Origin of the sequence: Providencia sp. (assembly GCF_040396775.1) — a bacterium.
GTDB lineage: Bacteria > Pseudomonadota > Gammaproteobacteria > Enterobacterales > Enterobacteriaceae > Providencia.
In genome coordinates this window covers 65,246-86,557 of record NZ_JBEBNT010000004.1, presented here as the reverse complement: position 1 = coordinate 86,557, position 21,312 = coordinate 65,246, and the positions used below count along the sequence as shown (strand labels likewise).

23 protein-coding genes and 1 pseudogene are annotated in these 21,312 nt (G+C 42.5%); 23 read left to right on the top strand and 1 reads right to left on the bottom strand.

The genetic code is table 11. The features are described from left to right. The first annotated feature begins 867 nt into the window (after positions 1-867). The 8 genes and pseudogenes from potA (at position 868) to ABWP91_RS06855 (ending at position 6,966) form a co-directional block, all read left to right on the top strand. A complete protein-coding gene (potA, locus tag ABWP91_RS06890) occupies positions 868-1,977 on the top strand; it encodes a spermidine/putrescine ABC transporter ATP-binding protein PotA (RefSeq protein ID WP_353242631.1) in 1,110 nt (369 codons plus the stop codon). Next, positions 1,964-2,827 carry a spermidine/putrescine ABC transporter permease PotB gene (gene potB, locus ABWP91_RS06885; RefSeq protein WP_219244693.1) on the top strand — a complete coding sequence of 288 codons (864 nt, stop codon included), beginning with the start codon at positions 1,964-1,966 and terminating at the stop codon, positions 2,825-2,827. The genes potA and potB overlap by 14 nt, the downstream gene beginning before the upstream one ends. Next, positions 2,824-3,609: a spermidine/putrescine ABC transporter permease PotC gene (gene potC, locus ABWP91_RS06880; protein ID WP_353242630.1), complete on the top strand. Its 786-nt coding sequence runs from the start codon at positions 2,824-2,826 to the stop codon at positions 3,607-3,609. The genes potB and potC overlap by 4 nt, the downstream gene beginning before the upstream one ends. Positions 3,610-3,772: 163 nt before the next feature. Further along, positions 3,773-4,822 carry a spermidine/putrescine ABC transporter substrate-binding protein PotD gene (potD, locus tag ABWP91_RS06875; RefSeq protein ID WP_353242629.1) on the top strand — a complete coding sequence of 350 codons (1,050 nt, stop codon included), beginning with the start codon at positions 3,773-3,775 and terminating at the stop codon, positions 4,820-4,822. Between the two features lie 342 nt (positions 4,823-5,164). Further along, a complete protein-coding gene (locus ABWP91_RS06870) occupies positions 5,165-5,479 on the top strand; it encodes a hypothetical protein (RefSeq protein ID WP_353242628.1) in 315 nt (104 codons plus the stop codon). A gap of 15 nt (positions 5,480-5,494) precedes the next feature. Next, positions 5,495-5,665, top strand: a pseudogene (locus ABWP91_RS06865) (S-type pyocin domain-containing protein); the annotation flags it as partial. A gap of 171 nt (positions 5,666-5,836) precedes the next feature. Then, on the top strand, positions 5,837-6,463 hold the full coding sequence (locus ABWP91_RS06860; protein ID WP_353242765.1) for an S-type pyocin domain-containing protein: 627 nt from the start codon (positions 5,837-5,839) through the stop codon (positions 6,461-6,463). After that, the gene (locus ABWP91_RS06855) at positions 6,460-6,966 is read left to right on the top strand and encodes a DUF6392 family protein (RefSeq protein WP_353242627.1); all 507 of its coding nucleotides are present in this window, start codon (positions 6,460-6,462) and stop codon (positions 6,964-6,966) included. Before ABWP91_RS06860 ends, ABWP91_RS06855 begins: the two co-directional genes overlap by 4 nt. Positions 6,967-7,059: 93 nt before the next feature. Here ABWP91_RS06855 and ABWP91_RS06850 read toward each other — a convergent pair whose 3' ends face one another. Further along, a complete protein-coding gene (locus ABWP91_RS06850; RefSeq protein WP_353242626.1) occupies positions 7,060-7,620 on the bottom strand; it encodes an NADPH-dependent FMN reductase in 561 nt (186 codons plus the stop codon). Positions 7,621-7,934: 314 nt separating this feature from the next. On the opposite strand from ABWP91_RS06850, the gene ABWP91_RS06845 reads away from it, so the two are divergent. The 15 genes from ABWP91_RS06845 (at position 7,935) to ABWP91_RS06775 (ending at position 21,300) form a co-directional block, all read left to right on the top strand. Further along, complete coding sequence (locus ABWP91_RS06845) at positions 7,935-8,507, top strand: TetR/AcrR family transcriptional regulator (protein ID WP_353242625.1); 573 nt, start codon at positions 7,935-7,937, stop codon at positions 8,505-8,507. Between the two features lie 58 nt (positions 8,508-8,565). After that, positions 8,566-9,423, top strand: coding sequence for a transcriptional regulator (locus ABWP91_RS06840; RefSeq protein WP_353242624.1), 858 nt, complete (start codon positions 8,566-8,568; stop codon positions 9,421-9,423). Further along, positions 9,420-9,938 (top strand): FidL-like protein, encoded by a 519-nt coding sequence (locus tag ABWP91_RS06835; RefSeq protein ID WP_219244687.1) that lies wholly within the window; start codon positions 9,420-9,422, stop codon positions 9,936-9,938. Before ABWP91_RS06840 ends, ABWP91_RS06835 begins: the two co-directional genes overlap by 4 nt. 606 nt (positions 9,939-10,544) lie before the next feature. Then, positions 10,545-10,823, top strand: a complete 279-nt coding sequence (locus ABWP91_RS06830; protein ID WP_004249182.1) for a BMC domain-containing protein — start codon at positions 10,545-10,547, stop codon at positions 10,821-10,823. A gap of 20 nt (positions 10,824-10,843) precedes the next feature. Next, complete coding sequence (locus ABWP91_RS06825) at positions 10,844-11,128, top strand: BMC domain-containing protein (protein WP_042845468.1); 285 nt, start codon at positions 10,844-10,846, stop codon at positions 11,126-11,128. Between the two features lie 14 nt (positions 11,129-11,142). Beyond that, entirely contained in the window at positions 11,143-11,421 is a 279-nt protein-coding gene (locus ABWP91_RS06820; RefSeq protein WP_006658501.1) for a BMC domain-containing protein, read from the top strand. A gap of 69 nt (positions 11,422-11,490) precedes the next feature. Next, positions 11,491-13,104: an acetaldehyde dehydrogenase (acetylating) gene (locus ABWP91_RS06815; RefSeq protein ID WP_353242623.1), complete on the top strand. Its 1,614-nt coding sequence runs from the start codon at positions 11,491-11,493 to the stop codon at positions 13,102-13,104. Positions 13,105-13,130: 26 nt separating this feature from the next. Further along, positions 13,131-13,388, top strand: coding sequence for a EutN/CcmL family microcompartment protein (locus tag ABWP91_RS06810; RefSeq protein WP_353242622.1), 258 nt, complete (start codon positions 13,131-13,133; stop codon positions 13,386-13,388). An 8-nt stretch (positions 13,389-13,396) separates the two neighbouring features. Further along, positions 13,397-14,527, top strand: coding sequence for a 1-propanol dehydrogenase PduQ (locus ABWP91_RS06805; protein ID WP_353242621.1), 1,131 nt, complete (start codon positions 13,397-13,399; stop codon positions 14,525-14,527). Positions 14,528-14,586: 59 nt separating this feature from the next. Beyond that, positions 14,587-18,018, top strand: a complete 3,432-nt coding sequence (cutC, locus tag ABWP91_RS06800; RefSeq protein WP_353242620.1) for a choline trimethylamine-lyase — start codon at positions 14,587-14,589, stop codon at positions 18,016-18,018. 77 nt (positions 18,019-18,095) lie between these two features. Further along, the gene (gene cutD, locus ABWP91_RS06795) at positions 18,096-19,046 is read left to right on the top strand and encodes a choline TMA-lyase-activating enzyme (RefSeq protein ID WP_219244683.1); all 951 of its coding nucleotides are present in this window, start codon (positions 18,096-18,098) and stop codon (positions 19,044-19,046) included. Positions 19,047-19,059: 13 nt separating this feature from the next. Continuing rightward, positions 19,060-19,476: a BMC domain-containing protein gene (locus ABWP91_RS06790; RefSeq protein ID WP_353242619.1), complete on the top strand. Its 417-nt coding sequence runs from the start codon at positions 19,060-19,062 to the stop codon at positions 19,474-19,476. Beyond that, on the top strand, positions 19,473-20,117 hold the full coding sequence (locus ABWP91_RS06785; RefSeq protein WP_353242618.1) for a phosphate propanoyltransferase: 645 nt from the start codon (positions 19,473-19,475) through the stop codon (positions 20,115-20,117). Before ABWP91_RS06790 ends, ABWP91_RS06785 begins: the two co-directional genes overlap by 4 nt. A gap of 14 nt (positions 20,118-20,131) precedes the next feature. After that, a complete protein-coding gene (locus ABWP91_RS06780) occupies positions 20,132-20,821 on the top strand; it encodes a hypothetical protein (protein ID WP_353242617.1) in 690 nt (229 codons plus the stop codon). Between the two features lie 53 nt (positions 20,822-20,874). Further along, positions 20,875-21,300: a DMT family transporter gene (locus ABWP91_RS06775; protein ID WP_353242616.1), complete on the top strand. Its 426-nt coding sequence runs from the start codon at positions 20,875-20,877 to the stop codon at positions 21,298-21,300. The last annotated feature ends 12 nt before the right edge of the window (positions 21,301-21,312 follow it).

The window sequence follows — 21,312 nt, the reverse complement described above, 5'->3', positions numbered from 1 at the left end:
TACAAAAGAAATCACGAAAAGTAACAATTTAGGCTGAAATTATACCAATTTGACCATTATATTCAAAGGGATGCGATTGATAATATGATGTTGGTTAAAGTTATCGAGATAAAAGTGACTTCCCCATGAAATTTAGAGGTAAATCACATAAAATATATTTAATGGCAATTTTACGTGTTTGTTACGACGGTTAGAAACGTTCTGTTTTTGAATGATGTCCTCTTTTTAAATACGTTTTGTGGTTATTAGTTAAGTTTAAACGATTCAGTTTTATGATAACTCATCTTTATTCAGAGGAATATTTGCTGGGATAGTGACACGATATATTTTCTATATTAGGTTTTAAGAAATAATTAATTTTTAAATTAATTAGGTTGCTACTATAGCAACGATTAACGCTGTGAATTTTAAAGAGTTTCACTTAAGTTGTGTCGTTAGACGTATAAGTGAAACCTATAGATAACGACAGAGTAACAATATATATCGCTATGTTGCTTATTTTTATCAAAAAACAGTTTTATTTATTGTGAATTCATAATGAAAGGCAAACGAAGTGTCGAAAATGGCTTTCAATTTATAAAAACTGTGTTTATCATGCATGGCTCAATGAATTTGAACATTTGAAAAATGGCGCTACTGGTTTTGGGCTTTGCTGGGGAAAATTATTTACTCAAAATAATTCCAGTGATATGTCGGCCGCAAACGATGGCATCTCGATGAGCATACATAAGTATGTAATTCGAATGGCAGCGTGAAGCGAACACCCATATCACTTGAAGTATGAAGAGTAAACCTCCGACAAGCTTATACAGTCTTTAACGGTGGCGGTTCTATCTGCATTATTCCTAGGGATAGAGTGTATTATAAATGACTGAGACAACCTCTCTGACACCACTCGTCGAATTAAAATCTTTAAATAAAGGTTTTGATGGCAAACAAATTATTTCTGAACTTGACTTAACCATTCGAAATGGTGAGTTTTTGACTATTCTTGGGCCTTCTGGCTGCGGTAAAACGACGGTTTTACGTCTTATTGCTGGGCTTGAAGATGTCGATGAAGGTCAAATTATTCTTGATGGTCAAGATATTACGGATATTCCAGCGGAACAACGTTTCGTGAATACCGTATTCCAAAGCTATGCTCTTTTTCCTCATATGACGGTTTATGACAACGTCGCTTTTGGCTTACGTATGCAAAAAACGCCTACAGCCGATATTCAAAAGCGGGTTGATCAGGCGCTGCGTATGGTGCAATTGGAAGATTTTGCGCAGCGAAGGCCAAATCAACTCTCTGGCGGGCAACAACAGCGCGTGGCAATCGCCCGTGCCGTAGTGAATCGCCCAAAAGTCTTATTACTGGATGAATCATTGTCTGCGCTGGATTACAAACTGCGTAAGCAAATGCAGAATGAGCTAAAAGCTCTTCAACGGAAACTGGGCATTACCTTTATTTTTGTCACCCATGACCAAGAAGAAGCCTTAGCGATGTCTGACAGGATAGTCGTCATGCGTGAAGGGAAAATTGAGCAAGATGGCACACCTCGTGAAATTTATGAGGAGCCTAAAAACCTGTTTGTTGCTCAGTTTATCGGTGAAATTAATATTTTTGATGCGAAAGTATTGTATCGCATTGATGAAAAACGTATTCGTGCCAATGTTGAAGGCCATGAATGCGATATTTTCACTGAGCTTTCAGTCAAAGAAGGGCAGCATCTTAATGTACTTTTGCGCCCTGAAGACTTACGTGTTGAGGAAGTGAATGATGCAGAAAATTATCCAGGGCTGATTGGTTACGTGCGTGAACGTAATTATAAAGGCATGACTTTGGACTCTGTGGTTGAGATGGAAGACGGCAAAATTGTCATGGTGAGCGAATTCTTTAACGAAGACGACCCCGATGTTGACCACTCCTTGAATCAAAAAGTTGCTGTAACTTGGGTGGAAAGCTGGGAGGTCGTTCTGGATGATCATTCGTAAACACAAGATCCTGCAAAATGTGATTATCACAGGGATTGTCGCTTGGTTGGTCTTGTTTGTTTTCTTGCCAAATATCATGATCATTGGGGCAAGCTTTCTAACACGCAGCGATACCAATTTAGTGGATCTGATCTTCACATGGGATAACTACATCCGTTTATCCGACCCCATGTACGCGGAAGTGATGCTGCATTCACTGAATATGGCGCTGATCGCCACGTTCTTCTGCCTTGTAATTGGCTACCCATTCGCCTTTATTTTAGCGAAGTTACCTAAACGTATTCAGCCATTGATGCTGTTTTTATTGATTGTGCCTTTTTGGACGAATTCGCTGATCCGTATTTATGGCTTGAAAGTGTTTTTGAGTACCAAAGGCTATTTGAATGATTTTTTGCTTTGGATTGGCATTATCGATAAACCGATACGCTTAATGTACACCCCAGAAGCGGTAGTATTAGGGCTGATTTATATCCTATTGCCTTTTATGGTGATGCCGCTGTACTCAAGTATTGAAAAATTGGATAAGTCATATTTAGAAGCAGCCAGAGACCTCGGCGCTAATAAATTCCAGACCTTTGTAAAAATCATTATTCCATTAACGATGCCAGGTATTATTGCTGGATGTTTATTGGTTCTATTACCCGCGATGGGGCTGTTTTATGTCGCCGATTTAATGGGTGGCGCGAAGAACCTGTTAATTGGTAATGTGATTAAAAGCCAGTTCCTCAATATTCGCGATTGGCCATTTGGTGCAGCAACCAGTATTTTCCTCACGGTGATGATGGGGCTGTTGCTGTATGTGTATTACCGAGCGGCTAAGCTTCTGAATAAAAAGGCGTATGAAGAATGATCGGGCGTACTTTGCGGGGTGGCTTTATGGCCATCGTCTATGCGTACCTTTATATTCCAATCATCATTTTGATTGTTAACTCCTTCAATGAATCGCGTTTTGGTATTCAGTGGCAAGGGTTTTCAACAAAATGGTATGAACTGCTAAGCAATAACGACAGTTTATTAGAAGCAGCGGGGCATTCATTAACCATGGCGGTGTTATCCGCCACATTTGCCACGGTGATTGGCACATTAACGGCGGTTGCGCTATTTCGCTACCGCTTTCGCGGCAAGCCCTTTGTGGGGGGAATGCTGTTTGTGGTGATGATGTCCCCCGATATCGTGATGGCAATATCGTTATTAGTGCTGTTTATGATCTTGGGCGTTTCACTGGGTTTTTGGTCGTTGCTGTTTTCGCACATTACCTTCTGCCTGCCTTTTGTGGTGGTCACGGTATATGCAAGGTTAAAAGACTTTGATGTGAAAATGTTGGAAGCCGCGCGGGATCTCGGGGCGGGTGAATTTACTATTTTACGTAAAATTATTCTGCCATTAGCGCTACCTGCGATAGTGGCGGGCTGGCTGCTCAGCTTCACATTGTCGATGGATGATGTGGTGGTGTCGTCTTTTGTGACGGGGCCAAGTTATGAAATTTTACCGTTAAAAATCTACTCAATGGTTAAAGTGGGCGTTTCGCCTGAAGTGAATGCGTTGGCAACGGTACTACTGATTATGTCGTTGGTGCTTGTTTGCTTAAGCCAATGGGTAATGCGGGATAAGTACGGTAAAAAAGTGCAGTAAAAATAACAGGATGGCACGGTATTACTGTTTTATCGTGCTTTTTAAATGCCATAAGGCGAGAGGGTGGGCTCCAATTGAGCCTATAAGATATCACCCCTAAATCATTCAAGTTGCGGCTTGGTGCAGGCAGGGATAAAAACACGTTGTTGAGGGAAACTCAGTCATGAAAAAATGGTCCTATCTACTGGCAGCTGGCTTAATGGCTGCAAGTATTGGCTCGGCGACTGCCGCTGACGATAACAAAGACGTACTGTATTTCTATAACTGGACAGAATATGTTCCCCCCGGTTTATTAGAGCAATTTACCAAAGAAACGGGCATCAAGGTGATCTACTCCACCTATGAATCCAACGAAAGCATGTACACCAAATTGAAGACCTATAAAGACGGGGCTTATGATTTGGTGGTGCCATCCACTTACTTTATTGCCAAAATGAGCAAAGAGGGGATGCTGCAAAAGATTGATCAAAGTAAATTAACTAACTTTAAAAACCTTGATCCGAATTTAATCCACAAAGAATTTGACCCCAACAATGACTATTCTGTGCCTTATATTTGGGGCGCAACAGGGATTGGCATTAATGGTGAAGCCGTTGACCCAAGCTCCTTGACGTCGTGGGCTGATTTTTGGAAGCCTGAATATAAAAATAGCCTATTGATGATGGATGATGCACGGGAAGTATTCCAAGTTGCATTGAATAAGCTGGGTTATTCAGGCAATACCACTGACCCGAAAGAAATTGAAGAAGCCTATCAAGAGCTGCAAAAACTGCGCCCGAATATCTTAGCCTTTAACTCGGATAACCCTGCGACACCGTTTATTGAAGGGGAAGTGGATGTAGGGATGCTGTGGAATGGTTCCGCATTCGTTGCAAGGCAAGCAGGCTTACCGATTGAGGTGGTGTGGCCAAAAGAAGGCGGTATCTTCTGGATGGACAGTTTAGCGATCCCTGCCAATGCGAAAAATGTTGAAGGCGCTCATAAACTGATTAACTTCTTACTACGCCCTGAAATTGCGGCACAAGTTGCTGAATCCATTGGCTATCCAACACCCAATTTAGCCGCTAAAAAGATGTTACCCGCGGAGATTGCTAACGATCCATCCCTTTACCCAAGTGAAGAAGTATTGAAAAAAGGCGAGTGGCAAAGCGATGTCGGGAATACCAATATTCTGTATGAAGAGTATTTCCAAAAGCTAAAAGCCGGCCGTTAATGGTTTGGTGATTTTTTTGATAAAAGGGCACTTATTGAAGTGCCCTTTTTTTATGGGCAGTTTTATGACTTGGCTAGTCAGTGAACTTCAATTGGTTTTTAGATGCATCCACATTTATTTCATTCTTCTATTTTTATGTGTTTAAATTTACCTTTAACTGGATTTTTTTTCTGTTTTTTTTCTTTATCTAGTTAATTGAACTGGTAATGATTCTGAACGTATTTTTAATTAGGAGATGCTGGGATGCCAGAAGCTAGATACATTGGAAGTGCAGTGGGTAAAACAAATTCCGGCACGTCAATAAAAACTGTTTATGTCAAAGTGCCTAAACTGCGGTTTTTCATGGAACCAAGGGTACTGTCTTTTGCTCCTGCAGAATCTTTTTCTCCTTCAGTGATAGCAGCTCCAAAACCATTACCGACGCCAAAAGATACATTGGGCACACTATCTCAAGTTAAAATTCCACCACCAAACCCATTAACACTTTTGCTAATGGGGCGGTTTTACTCGCCTAAAGTGGGGAATGCAACACTTGATCGTCTTGTTATTGGAAGACCATTTGAGAAACGGGCGATTGTGGGCGGCTTTTCTCGCTCAGCGCATACTGTATCAACTTACGATTACACATCGGAAGCGCTATTAAGAGAAATAGCGTAAGAAAATAGCAGAGTCACTACCCGCGTTCGTTTCCGAATTATTGACGATGAAAAGAGTGGAAACCCAAAGATTGTTGGCTATGAGGTAGATGAAAAAAGTGGGTTAGACCGTGTTCGAGTACGTTTTGCCGAGCGGCATGATGATGGTTTAGTGACGTTCTCTGATCCTGAATTTAAAGGCCAATTTATTTGGAATACTCTCGATAACACTGCAGAGTATAATGACTATACTGTTCAAGATGTCACGAAAAAACCAGATTTAGCTTTTCAAGCTGTAAAATTTAGTCTTGATAACGGGACTCGTGGCTCAATCATTCACGATGGCGGAGGGATTGGGAACTATCTTCCCCCTACGCCGTTGCCAGAGCCCCAAAAGATCTGGAGTTTACCGAATCCGATTGAGCCTCAAAGCGTATCTAGCCTACCAGGCCCACCAATAGAGCAGTCTACTGGATGGGTAGAGTCTGTTCCACTAGAAGAATATGACTTTAATGATTACATTATTGTTGATCCGCTAGGAGAAGTGCCTGCAATTTATGTTTTCTTCCAAAAAAATCCAGTGGATGATTTAGAAGTGGATTACTACGATAATTTTAAAGGGCGCTCTCGAAAAGGACTGTATGAAATTGGCCATATACCGTCTCAGAGTGCTATTCGGCTTTATCTGATTGGGAAGTACCCTGATATTTCAAAAGAAAAACTGAATAGTATGGTAGGGCAAGTTGCATCAATAGCAATACCGAAAGAAGTGCATCGAAAATGTAGTGAAACCTATGGGGGGCGTAATAATAGCTGGATTGAACTTGAAGATACATTATCGGTGCGTCGAAAGGAATTGGATGCTAAAAATTTGCGGGAAGCCGTTGAACGAAATTGGGTTGCGAATCGAGAATGTTTGGAAGAGGAAGGTTATGACAGTAAATTGCTAGATAAAAAATTAGACAAAATTCATGAGCTAAATGAAGCAAAGGGACTATATAAATGAGTGTGAATATTGAGGCTTTAGTACAGCGTTTAGGGGATACCTATGATGAACTATATAATGATGGACTTATTCCTTATAAGACCAAGCCACAAGGTAACTCAGGAGATGACGATTTAAGTCTTAGAATGACTAAAGAGTATGTATTTTTATCTTTTGATAACCCGTCTAAGCAGTTATCGCAGATTACTCTGACTTTGATCCCTGATAATGTGAGAAATCAATGGATTTTTCCTAATGCGATTCCTTTTGGACTAAAGCAAACAATGACAGATCGTTGGTTCTATGAACACATTGGTAATCCGATAAGACAAGCTCCAGAAAAAACAGTCATGGGATTTGATTTTGGTAAGTCAGAAGTTTTTATTCTTCCTAATTCAACACTAAAGAATAAAACATCTATTTTAGTTAATTATCACCCAGTAATGAAAGGTTTTGCTCAGTCAGTGACTTTTGAGTTGCTAGAGAGCTTGGAAAAACGCTGGAAAGTGAATCATTATAAATGAGTGTGATATTACAGCTTTAGCGCAACTCAAAATAGCATTAAGTGCACACTCCCCCCGCCAAGCTCTACAACCTAGCGGGGAGGCACTATAAACTTATTTACTCACAGCGTTATGGGCAACAAATTGAGCAAAGGTATCCGCCCACGGTTGCAAGAAATCTTTGCTTTTCGGTGAAATATGGCCTTGCTCATCCACCATACCGTCATACCATTTCAGGTAACATTCAGGTTGGTTCATCGTTGGCATATTCAAAAAGGCGAGGCTGTTGCGCAGGTGTTGTTGGGCAATTGCCGTACTGATATTACCGATGGATACACCTAAAACCCCCGCAGGAATTGCATTCCACGAGTTATCACCCCAAGGGCGAGAGCCTTGGTCAATGGCATTTTTTAATACACCGGGAATAGAGCGGTTATATTCAGGAGTGGCAAAAATAATGCCGTCACAGGCTTTAATTTGGGATTTAAAATTGGCAACGACAGGAGGCACATTTTGGTCAGCATCTTGATTGTAGAGAGGAAGGTCGCCAATGTTGATAAATTTGAATGAAAAATTTGCGGAGAATAACTTGGTGATGGCTTTTGCAACGGTTAAGTTATGAGAATCTGCACGCAAGCTACCCACAATAACACCAATATTATATTGTTTTGACATGGTAAAACCTCTTCTATCGACGGTTAGTGACGAATGTGACAAATAATTTGTACTTTGTCAGAATTTTATTTTACATCCATTATTAAACATCATAACCCGAGTCGGTGCAAAACTAAGTTAAATATAAAGTCAGACAAAATAATAAAATTAAGATGAAAAATAATTTTAAATTATCAATTAATTGCAGTCTTATGGCTTATCTAAAATGGATATTGTGAGTCCCATTCCACTATTTTGATTTAACCTTGAACAAAACAGGGTTACTTGATTTTGGTCAAAATGAAACATACCGACTGGTCGGTATCATCCATTGCATGAATAAAACAGTGCAGCACAGAAAAAAAGACCCTATCAAACTCCAAGTGGAGCTACTGAAAGCGGCTCGTATTATTGCGGGTAGGGAAGGCATTTCTGCATTATCGCTTAATGCGGTCGCGCGGGAGGCGGGTGTCAGCAAAGGGGGGCTGATGCACCATTTTCCGAGCAAACAAGAGCTTATCCATGCGTTATTTCTGCAATTGCTGGGCATTATGGATGAGCGAATTAGTCTCATCATGGAAAATGATACCAATACATATGGGCGCTTTTCTCGCGCGTATTTGCACTATATTGGCGAGTTAAAAGAGTCAGATGAAAGTTTCCAGCTCGCGTTATTGTCGTTGGCCATGCCAAATGAGCCTGTATTGCGTAAATGTTGGCGTGATTGGGTGCTAGGTCACTTAGCTAAAGGTGATGAGTTTGATAACAGCTATTTAGGGGCGCTAGTACGTTATGGCGCGGACGGTTTATGGTTGTCATCGTTAACGGAGGGCGAAACGTTATCACAACAAGAGCGTGATGCCATTGTCAGCCGTTTAACAGAAATATCGTTTGAGAAACTGCCTTAAAACCGATACATAAACACCGAAAACACCGTCATTAATATAATAAAAATATGGGGCGACAGTGAAATATAAAATCAATGCCTTCATTATATATGATGCAGTTGATGGCACTTTGTCTTTGAAAGACGACGAGGTGGATACGCAATTGTCTATTACCGCCAATGCATTGCTCTATTATTTTACCCAAAATAGGGGCGTGGTATCCCGTGACGATGTATTAAAAGCCGTATGGGATGATAATGGGTTAGTCTCATCCAACAGTAATCTAAACCAATATTTGAGCTTATTAAGAAAAGCATTTCGCCAATATGGTATTGAAAATATAATTATTACGGTGGCAAGAGGGCGATTAGAATTTAATTCAGAAGTAACGTTAGAGCGTTTGAATGATGGCAAAATGCACCCCGCGGAATTTATTAAAAGCTTGAGTGAGATAGATGCCGCCGAAGTTGTATTATCGCCTGTTATTGAGCCACCGTTAATTGAACCAGAAAAAAACTCTACGCTACCCCCTAAACCCCCCAAGCCATTCACCAAAGTAAAAAAAGAAATGTGTTGGTATTTTGCCAGTGGCGCATTTTTGCTGTGTTCTATCTTATTATTAGTTATGGCTTATTTATCTAACCAGCCATCCCAACCGATTAATATGACGGTATTGGAACATGCTGGTTGCGATGTGCTTTCAAATGAAAAAATGATTAACGGCACTGTCGCGCAAAATTATGTGCAAAACTTTGACAAGGTGAGAAATAACTTAAATCTTGCCTGTGTAGAAAAAGAGCGATTTGTTTTCTTCTATGGGGATAAATTACAAACCAATGGACTCGGCCGCGTGTTTTTAGCCCATTGCGCAGTAAATGAAGACAACCCTTTTAGCTACTGTGATAACTATTTTTATTATTCTTGGAAGCCATCATGAAAATATCTGGGAAAGTATTATGTTTACTGAGTGCTTTGCTTTTTATTGTGGTGGTGATTTACACACAATCCGTTTTATTTGCTAATAAGCAAGATGGCTTAATGGTTTGCTCCACCAAAGGCATTATGCGTTTTGAAAATATGAAAGATGAAAACGTTAATGGCAATATTCACTTCAATTTTGGGGCGAATGGCAAAGGGTCTATTGTTGTTGAAGGTTATACGGATTCTAAAGCGGGATGGTTGTATTTACAGCGCTATGTGAAATTTAATTATACAACTAAACGCGTTTCCCCAACGGAGCGCCATTATAATATTAGTCAATGGGAATCGAGTGCCTCTTCTATTGATGAATCCCCTGATGTTATTTTTGACTACTTTATGCGGGAAATGTCTGATAGCCATGATGGGTTATTTCTTAACGCTCAAAAGCTGAATGACAAAGCGCTGTTACTAAGTTCAATTAACTCCCCACTCTATATCTGCACATTAAAGCCTGGCAGTAAGTTTGATTAACAAAATGCCTGCCGAAAGTATTAAGGTAGGCCTATTATTTTGTGTATCTTTCCCTTCTAATTGCTTTTAACTTCCATTGAAATGATAAGCACCTTTCGTATTATTTGCAGACTATCTTAGTGTGAGTTTCTTGGCTCAGTTCCTAAGTACCGTAATGTAAAAGGCTATCTTTATTTGCGAGCAAAGCTTATAAGCCAGTGAGCCGCCCCACAGTTATCATTGCGTAAGTTACCCCTTGGTATCAGCCTAATAATATCCTGTTAACAATCCCCCCTGATTAATCCTTAATCTATTTTTTGTGTTTTTTATTCACCAGATAGATACGTGAATTTTTCGTTTTTTTAGCATGGTTGTGTGAATCAGAGGCTTATCAAATCTAATTTCCAGTCAAATATTCTAAGTATCTCCCTGTTGCGGATTTATATTTTGTTTTTATTTTTCGCCTCTATAGTGAGTTTGAAGCCAAAGGCTGCGTTCAATTAATCACCGCGCAGACACTGTTGGCGTAAATGATTACCTCGGTTCTGCAAGAAACATGTATTCGGACACATCAACTTAAAGAGCGCGGTAAAGAAAAATGAAGAAGGCTTTTCGGAGGAAACAACAATGGGTGATGCATTAGGTCTTATCGAAACTAAAGGTTTGGTAGCTTGCATCGAAGCGGCTGATGCAATGTGTAAAGCTGCAAACGTTGAGCTAATCGGTTATGAAAATGTCGGTTCAGGCCTCGTAACCGCAATGGTTAAAGGTGATGTTGGCGCAGTCAAAGCGGCAGTTGATTCAGGTGTTGAATCTGCTCAGCGTGTTGGCGAAGTCGTGACATCGCTGGTCATTGCGCGTCCACATAACGATATCAACAAAATCGTGATTAAACATAAGGCATAACTTTTTCCGGAGGAAAAAACATGGGTGACGCATTAGGTCTTATCGAAACTCAAGGGTTAGTGGCATGTATTGAAGCGGCTGACTCAATGTGTAAAGCCGCAAATGTTGTGCTGATTGGTTATGAAAATGTTGGGTCAGGTTTAGTGACGGCAATGGTGAAAGGGGATGTTGGTGCAGTCAAAGCGGCGGTTGATTCAGGTGTTGAATCGGCTTCTCGCGTTGGCACAGTTGTGACATCTCTGGTTATTGCACGTCCTCACAGCGATATTCAGAAAATCGTCGCCCAGTATAAAGTCACGGAATAAAAAGGAAATTACTTATGAAAGAAGCGCTTGGATTAATCGAAACCAAAGGTTTAGTGGCCTGTATTGAAGCCGCTGATGCCATGTGTAAAGCCGCTAATGTCGAACTGATTGGCTATGAAAATGTCGGCTCAGGGCTGGTTACTGCGATGGTGAAAGGCGATGTCGGTGCGGTTAACGCAGCCGTTGAGTCTGGTGTTGAAGCTGCAAAACGTGTTGGCACCGTGGTGACATCACGTGTGATAGCAAGACCGCATAACGATATCGGCAAAATTGCACAGCAGCACAAAGCCTAAGTTGTTGGCTGATAAGTAAATAAAACAACAAGTTAATTAGTTAATTTTGACTCCGATACGGGGGAAGACATGGTTGCATTAGATAAAGATCTGCAATCCAGACAACTGGCAAGAGAGCTAGTTAGAAACGCGAAACAAGCGCAGAAAGTTTTTGCGACATTTTCGCAGGAAAAAATCGACAGTATCGTGAAACACATTGCTATTGAATCCGCCCTTCATGCTGAAGAGCTGGCGAAAATGGCCAATGAAGAGACAGGTTTTGGTAAGTGGCAAGATAAAGTCTTGAAAAATACCTTCGCTTCAATGCGTGTCTATGAACACATCAAAGATCTCAAAACCGTTGGCATCATTAATGATGACAAAATCAACAAAGTCATGGATGTAGGCGTTCCATTAGGGGTGATCACGGCACTGGTGCCATCGACAAACCCGACATCGACCATCATCTACAAAACGTTGATTGCCTTAAAAGCTGGTAACGCCATTGTCTTTTCCCCGCATCCTAATGCCAAAGCCTGTAGTTTCCGCACATTAGACATCGTTAAAAAAGCGGCATTAGAAGCTGGTGCACCAGCCGGGATCGTTGATGGCGTCACGATGCTGACCCTTGAAGCGACCAAAGAGCTGATGCACAGCAAAGATGTTTCCTTAATTTTAGCGACTGGCGGGGAGGGCATGGTGCGTGCAGCCTATGCATCGGGTACGCCAACAATCAGTGGCGGTCCGGGTAATGGCCCAGCCTTTATTGAGCGCAGCGCCAATATCAAACAAGCCGTGAATGACATTATCACCAGTAAAACGTTTGATAACGGGGTGATTTGTGCGTCTGAGCAATCGATTATCGTCGAACGTTGTATTTATAACGAAGTACACCGCGAGCTGTTAGCGCAAGGCGCTTACTTTATGAATGAAGACGAAGCGAAGCGTATGGCGTCAATGTTATTGAGAGCAAATGGCACCATCAACCCTGAAGTGGTAGGGAAAGATGCTATTACGTTGAGCCAACGCGCAGGGTTTAGCGTGCCAGCTAATACTCGTGTACTCATTGCGTTACAAGACACCGTTTCACCGAAAAACCCCTATTCACGTGAAAAACTGTGCCCAATCTTAGGGATGTATATCGAAGAAGATTGGCAATCAGCCTGCCATCGTGTGGTGGATTTACTGACCAATGAAGGTTTAGGCCACACACTGGTGATCCACACGCAAAACGAAGACGTGATCCGCCAGTTCTCCCTCGAAAAACCGGTTAACCGTATTTTAATTAATACCCCTGCAGCACTGGGTGGCATTGGGGCTACGACCAACATTACGCCGGCATTAACCTTAGGTTGCGGTGCAGTGGGCGGCGGTTCGAGCTCAGATAACGTCGGGCCAATGAACTTACTGAACATTCGTAAAGTAGGTTATGGCGTGCGCTCTATTGATGATTTAAGACAGCCTGCTCAACCGTGCTCAGTTGCCCAGCCTGCGGTTTCAACAGCGGTAAATCAATCGCAAATTAGCATTTTAGATGATGACCGTTTTCGCCAGCCAGTAACGGCTTCTGCGCCTGCTTCTAATATCGCAGACAATCGTTTTAGCACGGCGGCCATCACGGAAGCGGTGGTTTCCCAAGGTGATATCACTGAGGAAAATGTTGAGCAAATCATCAAGGCCGTTCTCGGTCGCCTAAATAAGTAACTCATTGAAATAAGGCGGTATAAACCATGATTTTGGCAAAAGTAATCGGACATGTTGTCGCAACGCAAAAATGCCAAGAACTTAGTGGAAGCAACTTATTGATGGTTGCTGCGCTGGGGGATGACCTTGAACCGTTGAAAAACCGAACGTATGTGGCGGTAGACAGCGTTGGTGCAGGTATCAACGACATTGTGTTAGCCGAAGCGTACTTCGCGTTGAACAAAGACAAATACAAAGCCATGTCAGTGGTTGCCATTGTCGAAAAGGTTTATACCAAGGAGTAAACAACAGCATGAACCAGTTTCTCATTAAACCGCGAGTGCAATTTGGTGCCAATGCACTGGATTTCATCTCAACGATGCAAGCGCAGCAGGCGTTTATCGTCACTGATAAAGCCATGGTGAAGTTTGGCTTAGCAGAGGAAGTCACTCGTCGGTTAACACACTCAGGCATTGCGTTTTCAATGTATGACGATGTCCTGCCAGACCCCGATATTTCAGCCATCGTAAAAGGCATGAAAGTCATGGATGTGCAATATCCCGATGTGGTGATTGCACTGGGTGGCGGTTCAGTGATTGATGCGGCGAAAGCGATTATTTACTCCTTATGGCACACGAAAAATGACGCCAATCGGGCAAAACCGCAGTTTATTGCCATCCCAACGACCAGCGGCACAGGCTCTGAAGTGACCAGTTTTTCAGTGATTAAGTCTCACTCTGAAAAACTGGTGCTAGTGGATGAGTTTATGTTGCCTGATGTGGCGATCCTCGACCCTGTTTTAGTGAAATCCGTACCCGCTTCGATTACCGCAGATACAGGGATGGATGTACTTTGCCATGCCTTAGAAGCGTATGTTTCCCGCACTGCGTCTGATTTTTCTGATGCGCTAGCGGAAAAAGCGGTGCAGCTGGTTTTTGGTCATTTGATTGACTGCTACCGCGAAGGGGGCAACTTGCTTGCTCGCGAAAAAATGCATAACGCCTCTTGCATCGCAGGAATGGCATTTACCAATGCATCTTTAGGGATCACGCACAGTTTAGCCCACGCATTAGGCGGTGTGTTTCACATTCCACACGGCCGTGCCAATGCATTATTGATGGCACACGTAGTGGCATTTAATGCCGAGTTAGAAGGGCGTTGTGATACTGACGCGGCGAGGCGTTATGCGCACCTTGCGAAGAATTTGAATTTACCTGCTTCTAACGTACGTGAAGGCGTTGAAAGCCTCATTATGGCAATCAACGTATTGAAAGATGAAATGAATATGCCAAAAGGCATTCAAGCTACAGGCATTAATGAAACCGATTTTAACGCCCGTTTAGGGGAAATGGTGGGGCAAGCACTGCGTGATAGTTGCACTCCGACCAATCCACGGGATGTGAACCAAGTGCAACTTGAAACGCTATATCGGCAATCTTTTTAACAGCCGCAAGCTGTTAGGTGATGAACAACAAACTAAAACGAACATCAGGATAGGCTAACATGACTAAATATGCTCTGACCCCACGCGTAAAAATGCTGGCTGAACGCTTAAGTGCCCGCAATAGCTCAATTATTACTGAACGAGCCAACATTTTAGAAGCACTGGAAAACCAGCTTTCGGGTGCACCGCAGGCAATTAAACCTGCCCAACGTTTTTATGAATTTATTCGCCATTTCCCTGCGTTTATCGCGCAAGATGAATTGATTATTGGTAGCCAATCCTCCACACCGCGTGGTGCGATTTTTTTCACTGAAAACGAAATTAACAGCAACAGCATTTACACTTTCTTAGCAGGAGATACCACCGTTGACGCTCCTGACTATTTAGCTGTACTAAACATTGGTTTTTTAGAAATTAAATCCCAATTGGAAAACCGAGTTAGAAATATTGGTAGCGCAGTCAGCCGCAATAGCATTGATGAGGCAAATAACTGCCGCGCTGCAATTTATGCCTGTGATGCAGCAATTCATTTTGCACAATCCCTCGCGTCAAAAGCGGAAAGCATGGCAGCGGTGGAATCAAACCAATATCGCCGTTTAGAACTGCAAGAAAGCGCAGCGACTTTACGTAATGTCCCAGCCAAACCTGCACAAACCTTTAAAGAGGCTTGCCAAGCGTTCTATTTATTGCAGCTTATTTTACATCTGGAAAATGGCAGCTATGCAGTTAACCCAATGGGCTTCGACAAAGCGGTTTATCCGTTCTACCAACGGGACATCGAGCAAGGCCGTTTAACACCAGCCCAAGCGTATGAAGTGGTTGAAAGTTTATGGCTGAAATTGGCGGAGCTTTCTGAAGTGCGCTCGACAAAAATGGTGGATGGCTACCCAATGTTTGATGCATTAAAAGGTGGTGTATATTTAACCGACCCTCGCGTATGCATTAACGAATTATCGGATATGATGTTATCGGCTCATGAAAATATCATGGCCGTCAATAATGGGTTAAAAGTTCGTTTATATTGTGGCCAAGTAAGCACGCAACCGCAATATTCTGCACCGAATGCCAGCTATGTTGCACCGTCTGCACAAGCTGAGACCGAATTCAAAGTCATGGAAGGGCTGACTCCGCGTTTACAACGCCTGCGTAACCGCTACTTGGAAGCACGCCCAAGTGTTTCTATTTACCGCGCTTTAGCTTTTACTGACGTTGTCAAAAATAACCCTGGTTTACCGCCGATTTTACTGCGTGCAAAAGCATTTCGCCGCGCATGTGAAACTGCACCAATCTTAATTCAACCCGAAGAGTTAATTGTTGGACATCCATGTGGCAAGCCCCGTGCTGGTGCGTTCTCACCTGATATTGCATGGCGCTGGGTGGTCGAAGAACTCGACACCATGAGCACACGCCCACAAGACCCGTTTGTTATCTCTGAAGAAGACAAAAAAGTCATTCGTGAAGATATTGCACCGTTCTGGGAAGGCCGCTCATTAGATGAAATCTGTGAGGCGCAATACCGTGAGGCAGGTGTGTGGGAATTTAGTGGCGAAACGTTTGTCAGTGATTTGTCCTATCACCAAATCAACGGTGGTGGCGATACTTGCCCAGGCTACGATGTCTTGTTATTCACTAAAGGGATGAATGGGATTAAGGCAGATGCACAGGCGAAACTGGCCGAGCTCAGCATGGAAAACCCAGACGATATTGACCGCATCTATTTCTATAAAGCGTCTATTGAAACTTGCGAAGGTGTTGTGGCTTACGCACATCGCATCGCAGAGCATGCACGTGAATTAGCCGCACAAGAAACGGATGCAAAACGCCGTGAAGAGTTACTGACTATTGCGCAAGTGAATGAAAACGTACCGGCTAATCCACCAGTGACCTTGCAAGAAGCATTACAAAGCATTTGGACGGTGGAATCCCTGTTTGAAATCGAAGAAAACCAAACAGGTCTTTCTTTAGGGCGCCTCGACCAATATTGCTTGCCGATGTACGAAAACGACATCAAAACAGGCCGCATAACACAAGAGCAAGCACTGGAAATGATGCAGGCGTTTATCATCAAATGTGCTGAATTAATGTGGATGTCCAGTGAGTTAGGAGCAAAATATTTTGCGGGTTACCAGCCGTTTATCAACTTAACGGTGGGCGGGCAAAAACGCTCAGGCGGTGATGCGTGTAATGACCTGACCTACTTAATTATGGACGCAGTGCGCTTTGTTAAAGTGTATCAGCCATCGCTGGCTTGCCGTATCCATAACCAATCACCACAGAAATACATGGAAAAAATTGTTGATGTGGTTAAAGCCGGTATGGGCTTCCCTGCCTGCCACTTCGATGATTCCCATATAAAAATGATGCTGCGTAAAGGCTTCGATTTTGAAGATGCGCGTGACTACTGCTTGATGGGCTGCGTTGAACCACAAAAATCAGGCCGAATTTATCAATGGACATCAACAGGTTATACCCAGTGGCCAATTGCCATTGAGTTTGTACTAAACCGTGGTCGTATGGTGTTGTTTGATAGTTACCAAGGTTTAGATACCGGTGACCTGCGTGATTTGAGAACTTTCGAAGACTTTGACCGTGCTGTGAAACAACAAATCGCCCATATTGTCCGTTTATCTGCGGTCGGTACGGTGATTAGCCAGCGTGTACACCGTGATGTTGCGCCAAAACCATTAATGTCCTTGCTGGTGGAAGGCTGTATGGAAAAAGGTAAAGACGTTGCGGCAGGTGGTGCGATGGTAAACCACGGCCCAGGTTTGATTTTCTCTGGCCTTGCAACTTATGTCGATTCCCTCGCTGCTATTCGTAAATTGGTTTATGAAGATAAACGTTACACCCTTGAGCAAGTGCGTGATGGCCTATTAGCTAACTTTGAAGGCTATGACGAACTGCGCCGTGACTGCTTAAATGCGCCGAAATTCGGTAACGATGACAACTATGTTGACCAATATGCGCTGGATATTACGGAGTGGACAGAGCGTGAGTGCCGTAAATACGACATGTTGTACTCCACATTCAGCCACGGGACTTTGTCGATTTCGAATAATACCCCAATCGGGGAATTGACTGCCGCGAGTGCCAATGGCCGCTTGGCGTGGATGCCATTATCCGATGGTATCAGCCCAACGCAAGGTGCAGACAAACAAGGCCCAACCGCCATCATTAAATCCATCAGTAAGATGAATGTGGAAACAATGAACATCGGTATGGTGCATAACTTCAAGTTCTTAAAAGGCTTGCTGGATACACCAGAAGGCCGCCACGGCTTAATTACCTTACTCAGAACGGCTTCAATTTTAGGTAATGGCCAAATGCAATTTAGTTATGTTGATAATGAAATGCTGAAAAAAGCACAGCAAGAGCCTGAAAAATATCGTGATTTAATCGTTCGAGTCGCAGGTTACAGTGCTTACTTCGTCGAACTCTGTAAAGAAGTTCAAGATGAAATTATTAGCCGTACCGTGATTGAGAAATTCTAAATCGATATCGGCAGGTATGGCGACATACCTGCCATTTCAGAATAAAAACAATAAGTTTTGTCATGTTTTGAGGTGCAATGATGAGCGCGGCAGATATTAAAGGTCGGATATTTAATATCCAAAAATATTCCATTTATGACGGCGATGGTATTCGCACGCTGATCTTCCTTAAAGGGTGCAATATTCGTTGTCCGTGGTGTGCGAACCCTGAAGGGTTAAGTAGCCAATTTCAAGTGATGTTTTCCCACGATAAATGCGTCAATTGCGGTAAGTGCGTGGATGTTTGCCCAACGGGTATTCATTACAAAACAACCAATGAGCAGGGTGAACAGATTCACCGTGTTAATCGCAGCATTGATTGTATTGGTTGCCGTAAGTGTGAAGAGGTGTGCATTGGCGGCGCATTAGACATTATGGGCAAAGATGTCACGGTTGCAGAAATGATGGAAATCATTATGCAAGATTATGATTTTTATATTTCTTCTGGTGGTGGCGTCACGATTGGTGGCGGGGAAATGAGCCTGCAAACCGATTTCGCGGTTGAGCTGCTGCGTGAATGCAAAAAAATGATGATCAATACTGCGGTAGAAACCCAAGGGACAACATCATTAGCTAACTATGAAAAGCTCGCCCAAGTTGTTGATTTGTTTTTGTATGACATCAAACACATCGATAGCGCACAGCATAAAAGTATCTTTGGTATTGGTAACGAGAATGTACGCCAAAATCTTGAAAGGCTTATTGAATTAGGTGCAAACGTAGTGGTGCGGATGCCTTTGGTTCGTGGGTATAACGATTCGTACGATGCCATCACGGGTGCCATTGAATACGCGATGGAATTAGCCAAACGCGGCAATGTAAAACGTATCGATATTCTACCTTATCACCAGTTGGGACGCGGTAAATACGACAAACTGGACATGATTTACCCAGTGAAGCAAGACCCAACTTATAGCGCAGAAGAGCTTGACCAATTGGAAGCGTTCTTTAAACAGTTTGATTTTGATATTCGACTGGTTCGTCACTAAGTAGGAGAGACAGATGAAAAGTTTAGGTGTGATTGAAACGCGGGGACTGACATCCGCAATACAGGCTGCGGATGCGGCGTGTAAAGCCGCGAGTGTTGAGATTGTCGGTTATCGGAAAATTGGTTCTGGTTTAGTTTCCGTTTGTTTTCAAGGGGAAATCAGTGCAGTACGTACCGCCGTCGATCACGGTATTGCCGTAATCAGCAATAGCCAATTATGTGTAGGCTCGCTGGTGATTGCGCGCCCTGAAGAAAGTGTGATTACCAAATTATTAACAGTAAAAAGCAAAAAGGGTGAGTTAGCAAAAAGCGCCGAACAAGCTGAAAAACCAAAAGAAAATTTGGTTACTGAGGAAAAAGCTGAGCCAGAGGTAACGGAAAATAGCGTTAAAGAGCCTAAAAATGACCTGCGTAAAGGTAAAAAATCATGATAAATGAGCAATTGATGGGCAAAATTTTATCTCGCCTTTCAACTTACAACCCTGCAAGTGGAATGCAACCTGCGATTGCTATCCCTGTGGGCGTTTCTAACCGCCATGTGCACCTTTCGCAACAGGATGTTGAAGCCTTATTTGGTCAAGGATATCAACTCACGCCGTTTAAGGATCTCAAGCAACTTGGGCAGTTTGCGGCGAAAGAGTGCGTGATGGTGGTTGGGCCAAAAGGCTCAATCAGCAAAGTCAGAGTGTTAGGCCCTGTGCGCCCAAAAAGCCAGTTAGAGGTTTCAAAAGCGGATTGCTTTGCCTTAGGAATTAAAGCGCCAGTGAGGGAGTCAGGGGATTTAACGGATTCTGGCAGCGCATTATTAATTGGCCCAGCAGGGCATGCAAACCTTGAATCTCAAGTGATTTGTGCGCAGCGACATATTCATATGAACACGATGGACGCCAGAGCGTTAAACGTGGTGAATGGGCAAAAGGTTAATATTCGCACGGAAGGTGAGCGCCGCTTAGTGTTTGATGAAGTTGTTGTCCGTATAGATGAGAGGTTTTCCCTTGAATTTCATATTGATACTGACGAGGCCAACGCTGCGGGTCTGCGTAATAATGACAGCGTATTTATTGTTGGTTAAGGGATGGTGGCAAGGTGAACGAAAAGCAAATTGAACAGATAGTTGAACAAATTGTACGGCAGCTAAATCAACGCGTTCTTGTGGTGTTATCCCCAGTCGAGGGCTACCAACAGGCGATTTACCAAAGACTAATGCAATTTTCATCGATTTCTTTTTCACTCTACGCCACGAATTTAATGCCCTCAACACCGCATTTTGGGCAATGGGCAGCGTTGGGAATAATGTTAGATAAAAATACGTTGCAGCTAAATGCATTAGGGCGTTATCACAGCGTATTTTTGCCTTTTATTGATGCCAAAGTGGTTGGGGAAGTGGCAAATGGCTTGTTTACCAGTGAGGAAAGCCAGCTGGTTTTGCATGCCCTTGCACAAAATATCCCTGTATTGGCATTAAAACACCATTGTTGCCCTGAAAGTGAAATCAACCAAATTTTAGGTTTAGATAAAAATAAACACTATAACAGTTTGATTAAAGAGAATATGACGAAGCTTATTTCATTGGGTGTGCAATTCAATACATTCAATGAAATAGAAAATAAATTTTTAGAGAATAAATTTAATCAAAAAATAAAGCCTGAAAATAACCACTACGAACGTCGCTATATTACTTTAAATGAAGTAATGAAAAACCCTGGAGGGTATATTGCGAATGATAATAAATTAACGGATTCAGCTACCGATTATTTAAAGTCTTTAAAGAAATAAAATATCAAAATTAATTAAATCTAATTTGTCTATTTATTGTAGGAGTATTATCTATGTCCCCTAAAGCAAAATCATGGCTTTGGATGCTAGCGGTTATTATTTCAGAAACCTCAGCAACCTCTACATTGAAAATGTTCGATAATAGTGAAGGCACCACAAAATCCTTATTATTAGCGCTGATCGTTGTATTGTATGTTATCTGTTATTACTCACTTTCCCGAGCAGTTAAATATATCCCTGTAGGCTTAGCTTATGCAACATGGTCCGGTACTGGGATCCTTATGGTATCCACACTTGGTATGCTATTTTATGGGCAACACCCTGATACGGCAGCAATGATTGGCATGGCTGTTATCGCAAGTGGCATTGTGATCATGAATCTGTTCTCCAAAATGGGAGCGGATGAAGAAGAAGCCGAAGAACCAAAGAAAGAAACGCAAGAGTCATTATTATCCACCAATAATAAAGCTGTTCATTAATTAAAATTTAAG

Coding starts and splice junctions, on each gene's coding strand:
- potD (WP_353242629.1), top strand. CDS start 3,773: ATGAAAAAATGGTCCTATCTACTGGCAGCTGGCTTAATGGCTGCAAGT.
- ABWP91_RS06850 (WP_353242626.1), bottom strand. CDS start 7,620: ATGTCAAAACAATATAATATTGGTGTTATTGTGGGTAGCTTGCGTGCA.
- ABWP91_RS06775 (WP_353242616.1), top strand. CDS start 20,875: ATGTCCCCTAAAGCAAAATCATGGCTTTGGATGCTAGCGGTTATTATT.
- ABWP91_RS06790 (WP_353242619.1), top strand. CDS start 19,060: ATGAAAAGTTTAGGTGTGATTGAAACGCGGGGACTGACATCCGCAATA.
- ABWP91_RS06855 (WP_353242627.1), top strand. CDS start 6,460: ATGAGTGTGAATATTGAGGCTTTAGTACAGCGTTTAGGGGATACCTAT.
- cutD (WP_219244683.1), top strand. CDS start 18,096: ATGATGAGCGCGGCAGATATTAAAGGTCGGATATTTAATATCCAAAAA.
- ABWP91_RS06825 (WP_042845468.1), top strand. CDS start 10,844: ATGGGTGACGCATTAGGTCTTATCGAAACTCAAGGGTTAGTGGCATGT.
- ABWP91_RS06835 (WP_219244687.1), top strand. CDS start 9,420: ATGAAAATATCTGGGAAAGTATTATGTTTACTGAGTGCTTTGCTTTTT.
- ABWP91_RS06815 (WP_353242623.1), top strand. CDS start 11,491: ATGGTTGCATTAGATAAAGATCTGCAATCCAGACAACTGGCAAGAGAG.
- ABWP91_RS06845 (WP_353242625.1), top strand. CDS start 7,935: ATGAATAAAACAGTGCAGCACAGAAAAAAAGACCCTATCAAACTCCAA.
- ABWP91_RS06830 (WP_004249182.1), top strand. CDS start 10,545: ATGGGTGATGCATTAGGTCTTATCGAAACTAAAGGTTTGGTAGCTTGC.
- ABWP91_RS06785 (WP_353242618.1), top strand. CDS start 19,473: ATGATAAATGAGCAATTGATGGGCAAAATTTTATCTCGCCTTTCAACT.
- ABWP91_RS06810 (WP_353242622.1), top strand. CDS start 13,131: ATGATTTTGGCAAAAGTAATCGGACATGTTGTCGCAACGCAAAAATGC.
- potC (WP_353242630.1), top strand. CDS start 2,824: ATGATCGGGCGTACTTTGCGGGGTGGCTTTATGGCCATCGTCTATGCG.
- potA (WP_353242631.1), top strand. CDS start 868: ATGACTGAGACAACCTCTCTGACACCACTCGTCGAATTAAAATCTTTA.
- ABWP91_RS06805 (WP_353242621.1), top strand. CDS start 13,397: ATGAACCAGTTTCTCATTAAACCGCGAGTGCAATTTGGTGCCAATGCA.
- cutC (WP_353242620.1), top strand. CDS start 14,587: ATGACTAAATATGCTCTGACCCCACGCGTAAAAATGCTGGCTGAACGC.
- ABWP91_RS06820 (WP_006658501.1), top strand. CDS start 11,143: ATGAAAGAAGCGCTTGGATTAATCGAAACCAAAGGTTTAGTGGCCTGT.
- ABWP91_RS06870 (WP_353242628.1), top strand. CDS start 5,165: ATGGAACCAAGGGTACTGTCTTTTGCTCCTGCAGAATCTTTTTCTCCT.
- potB (WP_219244693.1), top strand. CDS start 1,964: ATGATCATTCGTAAACACAAGATCCTGCAAAATGTGATTATCACAGGG.